Raw genomic sequence first — 6,866 nt, 5'->3', positions numbered from 1 at the left:
TTGCTCAAGTTTCTTCTCTTGGGCTTCTTTCGCTTTTCTTTCTTCTTCAGCTTGTTTAGCAGCAGCTTCCAAACGCTTAGCTTCTGCATCTGCTTTTAATTTTGCTGCTTCAGCTGCTTTTTTACGTGTAGCCTCTTCGGCTGCTTGTTGCTTTTTAATTTCTTCTTGTTTCGCTTGCTCTTGCTTTTGCTGTTCTTGAAGTTTTTGCTGCTCTTGCAACTTTTGCTGACGTTGCTTTTCTTGAATTGCCGCTAATTCAGCTTTCTTTTGTTGCTCAATTTCTTCCGGAGTTGGCTTTTCTTCCGCTTCTTCAACAGTTTCTTCAGGCTCTTCTCTAGGCTCTACCGTTGGCTTAGCTGGTTTAGAGCCCTTTTTCTCCGCCATCAATTGCCCATATTCCGCCGCCACTTGCCCGGTATCAACCATTACGGCTTCGAAGCTGTCGCTATCACCGCCACTACCTCCAGCCGCTGCTAATTCCGTTTTGGTGAAAAGAGACCCAAGCAATAATAATCCAATCAATAATATATGTAATAAGATCGAAATAATAACTGCAAGCTCTAGTCTATCTTGTTGAGATTTCACACGTTATCCTTGCTGATTATTTGCCTTCAGTCATTAAACCCACTGATTTAACCCCTGCATCTTTAAGTAATGTGATACCTTTCATAATTTCTTCATAAGGTACAACTTTATCACCGGCAACTAAAAATAATGTATTATTATCTTTTTGAAATTGCTCTCCGGCATAAGCGATCACTTCTGCTTCAGAAATATTATCTTGCCCATTACTTTGCACATAGTTACCATCAATTTTTAATTTATATGCCCCCACACCCGCCACTTCTAAAATAACAGGCGTTTTATCTTCATTTGATACAGATTGACTATGTGTATCTTCAGGTAAATTAACTTCCACACTTTGACTGATAATAGGTGCTGTTGCCATAAAAATAAGCAATAGTACTAACAATACGTCTAGGAATGGAACAATATTAATTTCCGATTTAATGTCATTACGTTTTACACGACGAATCGACATATTTTCCTCTTTTAAGATGCTTTTGCATCTATCATTAATTTATATAACGTAGCACTTTTAACTACGCATTATTACTTTACAAGCGGTCGATTTTTTACTGAATTTTGCAAATTTTTATCAGAAAGAAACCGCTTGCTATTTATCTTTTTGAAAAGGCTTGACGATGTAATAAGGTCGTAAATTCATCAATGAAATTCACATAACCTTGTTCTACTTTACCTAAACGTAAGTTTAAACGGTTATATGCCATAACTGCTGGAATTGCCGCAAATAGACCAATCGCGGTTGCAATTAATGCTTCTGCAATACCCGGTGCAACAGATTGTAAGGTTGCTTGTTTAACTGCACTTAACCCCATAAATGAGTGCATAATTCCCCATACTGTACCAAATAAGCCAATATATGGGCTAATTGAACCTACTGTGCCTAAAAACGGGATGTAGTTTTCTAGGCTTTCCATTTCACGGTTTAACGCCAAATTCATTGCACGAGTTGAACCTTGAATGATAGATTCAGGTGCATCAGGATTTGCTTGTTGTAAACGGTTAAATTCTTTAAATCCGACATAGAAAATTTGTTCTGAGCCTGTTAAAGCATCACGACGGTTTTCTAAACCTTGATGTAAGCGGTTTAAATCTTCGCCAGACCAAAAACGATCTTCAAACGTCAATGAGTCTTTTCTCGCTTTTGTTAATACCTTACTACGCTGGATAATAACCGCCCAAGATAAAATTGAAAATACAACAAGGATCAACATTACGATCTTGACCACAATACTTGCTTCTAAAAACAACGATAGAAGGCTAAATTCAGTTTGCATTAATAAAACTCCGAATAGTTTTTAAATAGAAAAATTAATTTTTTGTAATGCTTGACGAATATCATCAGGAATTGCAACAGGTTTCATTTTAACGAGATCAACACTGGCAACTGTTACAGTTGCCTCACTTAAGCAGATATCTTGTTTCCACAAGGTTTGCTTAAACACCAAAGTAGCTTTTTTAAACTCTGAAATGGTTGTTTCTACGTTTAATAAATCATCTAAACGTGCAGGTAGCTTATAGTCTATCTCAATTTTTTTCACGACAAAAGCGAGAGATTTTGCAAAAAGTGCCTGCTGAGAAAAATTGTATTGCCTTAAAAATTCCGTTCTAGCTCGCTCGAAAAAATTAAGATAGTTAGCGTGATAAACTACCCCACCAGCATCAGTATCTTCGTAATAAACCCGAATCGGAAAATGCATACTTTTTCCTCTTTCTTCAAAATGAAAAAACGCCCAAAATTTAGGCGGAAAATTGGTTGCTATTGTAGAGATAGACAAATCGTTGTGCAAGTATATTTTGAGTTTAATCGTAAAAATATTTTTTACCTATCAAAAACAAATAGAGGCATTAAAAATGCCTCTATTTCATTAATAAAATACATAAAGATGGAATGACAATAAGATAACCTACTATCGGTAAAAAAATTGCTTTCCAAATCGTTGAACGAATTTCAAATCCAACCCCGTGTATCCACAAAATTGCCATACCATAAAAGATGATCATCACTAAATACGGTGTTTTTCCTCCAAAAGTAAGAGCAAAAGCGGTCGAATTTAATAAAATTATTGCAAATAATGCGGTGGCTAAAATAAAAGAAAGGGCTTTTAACAAGCCCTTTGCTGTTAAGTTATAAAGAGTATTAATCATTACTCGTCAAACTTACCTGTTTTTTCAATGCTGATGGTGATTACTGTTGCAAAGAAAATTGCAAGCATTACACCTAACACCCAAGTTACATAAAACATAATGCACTCTCCTATTAGTAAGCTGATTTATTGTGTTCTAAGTAACTCGCATCTAAGCGACCATACATTTTGATGTATGACCAAATAGTATAGCCTAATACTGTTGGAACGAAGATACACGCTACTACTAACATTACTGTTAATGTTGTTTGACTTGCGGTTGCATCCCACATCGTTAAACTCATATTAGGATGAGTAATTGATGGCATTACAAATGGGAACATTGAAACTGCCGCCGTTGTAATTACCCCAACAATCATAATAGATGATGAGAAGAACGCAAAGCCGGAACGATTTGCTCTTGATGCAACGATAGTAAGCAATGCACCAATTACCGCTAATGCCGGAATGATCCATAATACAGGCATTGCCGCATAATTTCTGAACCAAGCACCTGTTTCAACTGCTACTGTTTTATTAGTAAATACAGATTGTGCATTGTGATCAATTTGGCTTGTTACTACAAAGCCATCTTTGAAATATAACCATACACCTGCAAGAACAAAGGCAACTAATACAACTGCTGCTGTAACTTGTGCTACTTTTCTTGAATTATTATGGAGCTCATCTGTGGTTTTCATTTGTAACCAAGTTGCACCCTGTGTTGTTAGCATCATTAAACTAATCACACCACATAATAATGCAAATGGATTTAATAAACCAAAGAATGTACCTGTGTATTGTGATTGGTTAATGCTGTTAAATTCAAATGGTACACCTTGTAATAAGTTACCAAATGCAACACCGAATACTAATGATGGTACAAATCCACCGATTAATAGTCCCCAGTCCCAAGCATTACGCCATTTCGGACTATCAATTTTGGCACGATACTCAAAACCAACAGGGCGGAAAAATAACGCTGCTAATACGAGCACCATTGCAATATAGAAACCTGAGAACGAGGTTGCATATACTGTTGGCCACGCTGCAAATAACGCACCGCCAGCGGTTAATAACCACACTTGGTTACCATCCCAATGAGGAGCAACTGTGTTGATCATAATACGGCGTTCAACATTACTCTTACCAATCACAGGTAAAAGGTTTAATACGCCCATAGTAAAGCCATCAGTAATGGCGAAACCAATTAATAATACTATGATTAAAATCCACCAAATAAAGCGGAGAAATTCATAATCGAGCATTTTTAACTCCTATTATTTAGCTGATTGTTCAAAGTAGTAACGACCTGTTTTTAATGCACTTGGTCCAAGTCGTCCGTATTTAAACATTAAGTACATTTCTATGATTAAGAACAGTGTATATAAACCACATAACAAGCCGATCGTAAACCATAAATCGCCTGTTGTTAATGCAGAGTTTGCTACACCAACAGGTAACATCTCATAGATAGCCCACGGCTGACGACCATACTCAGCTAAGAACCAACCAGATTCAATTGCGATCCACGGTAATGGGATACCACATAATAACGTTCTTAATAGGAAACGACTTTGCCCTACTCTACCACGCATATTTTGAACAAACGCAGCAATGATCAATACCAACATAATCACACCTGAAAGCATCATCACACGGAATGCCCAGAAAGTAGGACCTACATTTGGAATAGTATTATCCGCTGCTTTTTGGATTTGCTCTTCTGTTGCATCAACTACATTGTCTGTATATTGTTTTAACAATAAGCCAAAACCTAAATCTTTTTGCACTGCTTTAAAGGCTTCTTTATCTGCTTCTGTATAGTTACCAGAACGTAATTTTTCTAGTAAACCGTAAGCAACAATACCGTTACGAACACGTTGTTCATTGATTACACGGATATCTTTTAAGCCTGTAATTTCAGTATCTAAAGAACGCGTTGCAATAATACCGGCGGCATAAGGAATATGAATTGAGAATTCATTTTTCATTTCTGCTGTATTTGGAATAACAAATGCATTCCACGCAGCAGGAGCAGGTTGAGTTTCAAATTCACCTTCCATTGCAGCTAATTTTGTTGGCTGAGCTTTCCCGATTTCATAACCGGACTCATCGCCCATAATTAATACCGCAATGATCGATAATAAACCAAAACTTGCACCTACAGAGAATGAACGTTTAGCAAATCCTAAATCACGACCTTTTAAGATGTAGTATGCACTAATACCTAATACGAAAATAGAACCACAAACATAACCTGCTGTTACAGTATGTAAAAATTTAGATTGCGTAACCGGATTTAGTAACAATTCAGAGAAGCTTGAAAGTTCCATACGCATTGTTTCAAAGTTAAACTCTGAAGCAACCGGATTTTGCATCCAACCATTAGCTACTAAAATCCACAATGCAGATAAGTTAGAACCAAATGCAACACAGTAAGTCGTTAATAAGTGTTTAGCTTTTGATAAACGTTCCCAACCAAAGAAGAACAAGCCCACAAATGTAGATTCTAAGAAGAATGCCATTAAGCCTTCAATCGCTAATGGAGCACCAAAGATATCACCTACATAATGAGAGTAATATGACCAGTTCATACCAAACTGGAATTCCATTGTAATACCAGTTGTTACACCTAGAGCAAAGTTAATACCAAATAACTTACCCCAGAATTTAGTCATATCTTTATATACTTCTTTACCCGTAGTTACATAAAGTGTTTCCATCACAACAAGTACGAAAGAAAGACCTAATGTAAGCGGTACGAATAAGAAGTGATAGAGTGCAGTTAAAGCAAACTGCAAACGTGAGAGTTCAACTACGTCTAACATCTCAAACCTCTTATTTATTAATATAATAATTTGACAAATAGATTACCGAAAAGTAATCGCCCACAAATTTTCACTCAATTCTAACAATAACCCAAATTGGTTAAATTTATAATAAAGTGTCGGAAAGTATTCTACCTGTAAATAACCAATTAAAAAATAGTAATTTTGTTATATTCGTCACAAAATTGGTTTATTTATGTAATAAATTCTATATAACCCACTAAATAACTAGGTTATAACAAACAAATTTATAACAAATAATTTACCATTTTAATATATATGGATCTTTTGGCAAAAAAGATCCACTTAATAGATGACTTTTATTTAAACTTCTGCTAGTATCGGCTGGCTTTATATTTAATAATAAGCAAAACATTGAATTTATTAGCACTTAATGTGTGGAGAACGCATGCTTAAAAGAATTTTAGGAGTTACACTTTGTGCAGTACTGGTTTCCGCTACTGCAATTGCGAATGTGAAAACTTCATCACTTACAGTTGCAAAACCTACTTTAAGTAAAACATTACCAACTGAATGTGAGAAAATGTTTAACACCGCAAATAAATTAGTTTCTGATGCAGAAAAACAGCCGGGTACTCATACTCAATTGGTTAAAATGAAAAATAAACTTTCTTCAACAAAGCAACAGATCCTTAAAATGGATACTGTTTTACAACAAAAAAGTTGTGAGAAAGGTTTAACCGCATTAAATAACCTAAGGCAAAAACATCAATAAGAAAAAGCCAAGCTAGAATAGCTTGGTTTTTTATTGCAAACTTTTCTACAAAAATGACCGCTTGTAGTTCTAATAAATAAAATAAAAGCTACTGAGTTTTCAGTAGCTTTTATTCATTAAGAACAAACGATTACATCATTCCGCCCATTCCACCCATACCGCCCATTGCGGCTGGATCTAATTTTTCTTCTTTTGGTAAGTCTGTGATCATACATTCTGTCGTGATCATTAAACCTGCAATAGAAGCCGCAAATTGTAATGCTGAACGGGTTACTTTAGTTGGATCTAAAATACCCATTTCTAACATATCGCCATACTGCTCTGTACCTGCATTATAACCATAGTTACCCGAACCATCTTTCACGTTGCGAGCAACCACTGAAGACTCTTCACCGGCATTTGCTACGATTTGGCGTAAAGGTGCTTCCATCGCACGAAGGGCAAGTTTGATACCCACATTTTGTTCCTCATTGTCGCCTTTTAAGGTTGCTGCTACTTTGCTTGCTGCACGCACTAAAGCTACACCACCTCCCGGAACGATACCTTCTTCCACTGCGGCACGGGTAGCGTGTAAGGCATCATCAACAC

General features: G+C 36.2%; 10 protein-coding genes. 1 reads left to right on the top strand and 9 read right to left on the bottom strand.

Going from position 1 to position 6,866, the window contains the following annotated elements; translation table 11 throughout:
• The 8 genes from tolA to ACJHV0_RS06600 form a co-directional block, all read right to left on the bottom strand.
• On the bottom strand, positions 1 to 585 hold a 585-nt coding region (tolA, locus tag ACJHV0_RS06635), incomplete at its 3' end, for a cell envelope integrity protein TolA (RefSeq protein WP_483133722.1).
• 16 nt (positions 586 to 601) lie between these two features.
• A complete protein-coding gene (gene tolR, locus ACJHV0_RS06630) occupies positions 602 to 1,042 on the bottom strand; it encodes a colicin uptake protein TolR (RefSeq protein WP_025236338.1) in 441 nt (146 codons plus the stop codon).
• Positions 1,043 to 1,181: 139 nt separating this feature from the next.
• On the bottom strand, positions 1,182 to 1,862 hold the full coding sequence (gene tolQ / locus ACJHV0_RS06625; RefSeq protein WP_025236339.1) for a protein TolQ: 681 nt from the start codon (positions 1,860 to 1,862) through the stop codon (positions 1,182 to 1,184).
• A gap of 21 nt (positions 1,863 to 1,883) precedes the next feature.
• Positions 1,884 to 2,285, bottom strand: a complete 402-nt coding sequence (gene ybgC / locus ACJHV0_RS06620) for a tol-pal system-associated acyl-CoA thioesterase (RefSeq protein ID WP_025236340.1) — start codon at positions 2,283 to 2,285, stop codon at positions 1,884 to 1,886.
• A gap of 160 nt (positions 2,286 to 2,445) precedes the next feature.
• Positions 2,446 to 2,733: a cyd operon protein YbgE gene (gene ybgE, locus ACJHV0_RS06615; RefSeq protein WP_334235976.1), complete on the bottom strand. Its 288-nt coding sequence runs from the start codon at positions 2,731 to 2,733 to the stop codon at positions 2,446 to 2,448.
• Positions 2,733 to 2,831 carry a cytochrome bd oxidase small subunit, CydX/CbdX family gene (locus tag ACJHV0_RS06610; protein ID WP_080686558.1) on the bottom strand — a complete coding sequence of 33 codons (99 nt, stop codon included), beginning with the start codon at positions 2,829 to 2,831 and terminating at the stop codon, positions 2,733 to 2,735. The genes ybgE and ACJHV0_RS06610 overlap by 1 nt, the downstream gene beginning before the upstream one ends.
• Positions 2,832 to 2,845: 14 nt before the next feature.
• Positions 2,846 to 3,979, bottom strand: coding sequence for a cytochrome d ubiquinol oxidase subunit II (gene cydB / locus ACJHV0_RS06605; RefSeq protein WP_025236342.1), 1,134 nt, complete (start codon positions 3,977 to 3,979; stop codon positions 2,846 to 2,848).
• A 12-nt stretch (positions 3,980 to 3,991) separates the two neighbouring features.
• Positions 3,992 to 5,542, bottom strand: coding sequence for a cytochrome ubiquinol oxidase subunit I (locus ACJHV0_RS06600; protein ID WP_025236343.1), 1,551 nt, complete (start codon positions 5,540 to 5,542; stop codon positions 3,992 to 3,994).
• A 409-nt stretch (positions 5,543 to 5,951) separates the two neighbouring features.
• Between ACJHV0_RS06600 and ACJHV0_RS06595 the strand changes: the two genes are divergently transcribed.
• Entirely contained in the window at positions 5,952 to 6,278 is a 327-nt protein-coding gene (locus tag ACJHV0_RS06595) for a DUF5339 domain-containing protein (protein WP_025236344.1), read from the top strand.
• 130 nt (positions 6,279 to 6,408) lie between these two features.
• Here the strand turns inward: ACJHV0_RS06595 and ACJHV0_RS06590 are convergent.
• A partial coding sequence (locus ACJHV0_RS06590) for a TCP-1/cpn60 chaperonin family protein (RefSeq protein ID WP_483133721.1) occupies positions 6,409 to 6,866 on the bottom strand: 458 nt, incomplete at its 5' end.

The organism is Mannheimia sp. (genome assembly GCF_056854775.1).
The sequence above is the reverse complement of the archived record's forward strand: the minus strand, read 5'-3'. Positions and strand labels throughout refer to the sequence as shown.

Excerpts from the sequence above, each read along its gene's own strand:
- cydB (WP_025236342.1), bottom strand. The coding sequence starts at position 3,979 with ATGCTCGATTATGAATTTCTCCGCTTTATTTGGTGGATTTTAATCATA.
- tolQ (WP_025236339.1), bottom strand. The coding sequence starts at position 1,862 with ATGCAAACTGAATTTAGCCTTCTATCGTTGTTTTTAGAAGCAAGTATT.
- ACJHV0_RS06600 (WP_025236343.1), bottom strand. The coding sequence starts at position 5,542 with ATGTTAGACGTAGTTGAACTCTCACGTTTGCAGTTTGCTTTAACTGCA.
- ACJHV0_RS06610 (WP_080686558.1), bottom strand. The coding sequence starts at position 2,831 with ATGTTTTATGTAACTTGGGTGTTAGGTGTAATGCTTGCAATTTTCTTT.
- ACJHV0_RS06595 (WP_025236344.1), top strand. The coding sequence starts at position 5,952 with ATGCTTAAAAGAATTTTAGGAGTTACACTTTGTGCAGTACTGGTTTCC.
- ybgC (WP_025236340.1), bottom strand. The coding sequence starts at position 2,285 with ATGCATTTTCCGATTCGGGTTTATTACGAAGATACTGATGCTGGTGGG.
- ybgE (WP_334235976.1), bottom strand. The coding sequence starts at position 2,733 with ATGATTAATACTCTTTATAACTTAACAGCAAAGGGCTTGTTAAAAGCC.
- tolR (WP_025236338.1), bottom strand. The coding sequence starts at position 1,042 with ATGTCGATTCGTCGTGTAAAACGTAATGACATTAAATCGGAAATTAAT.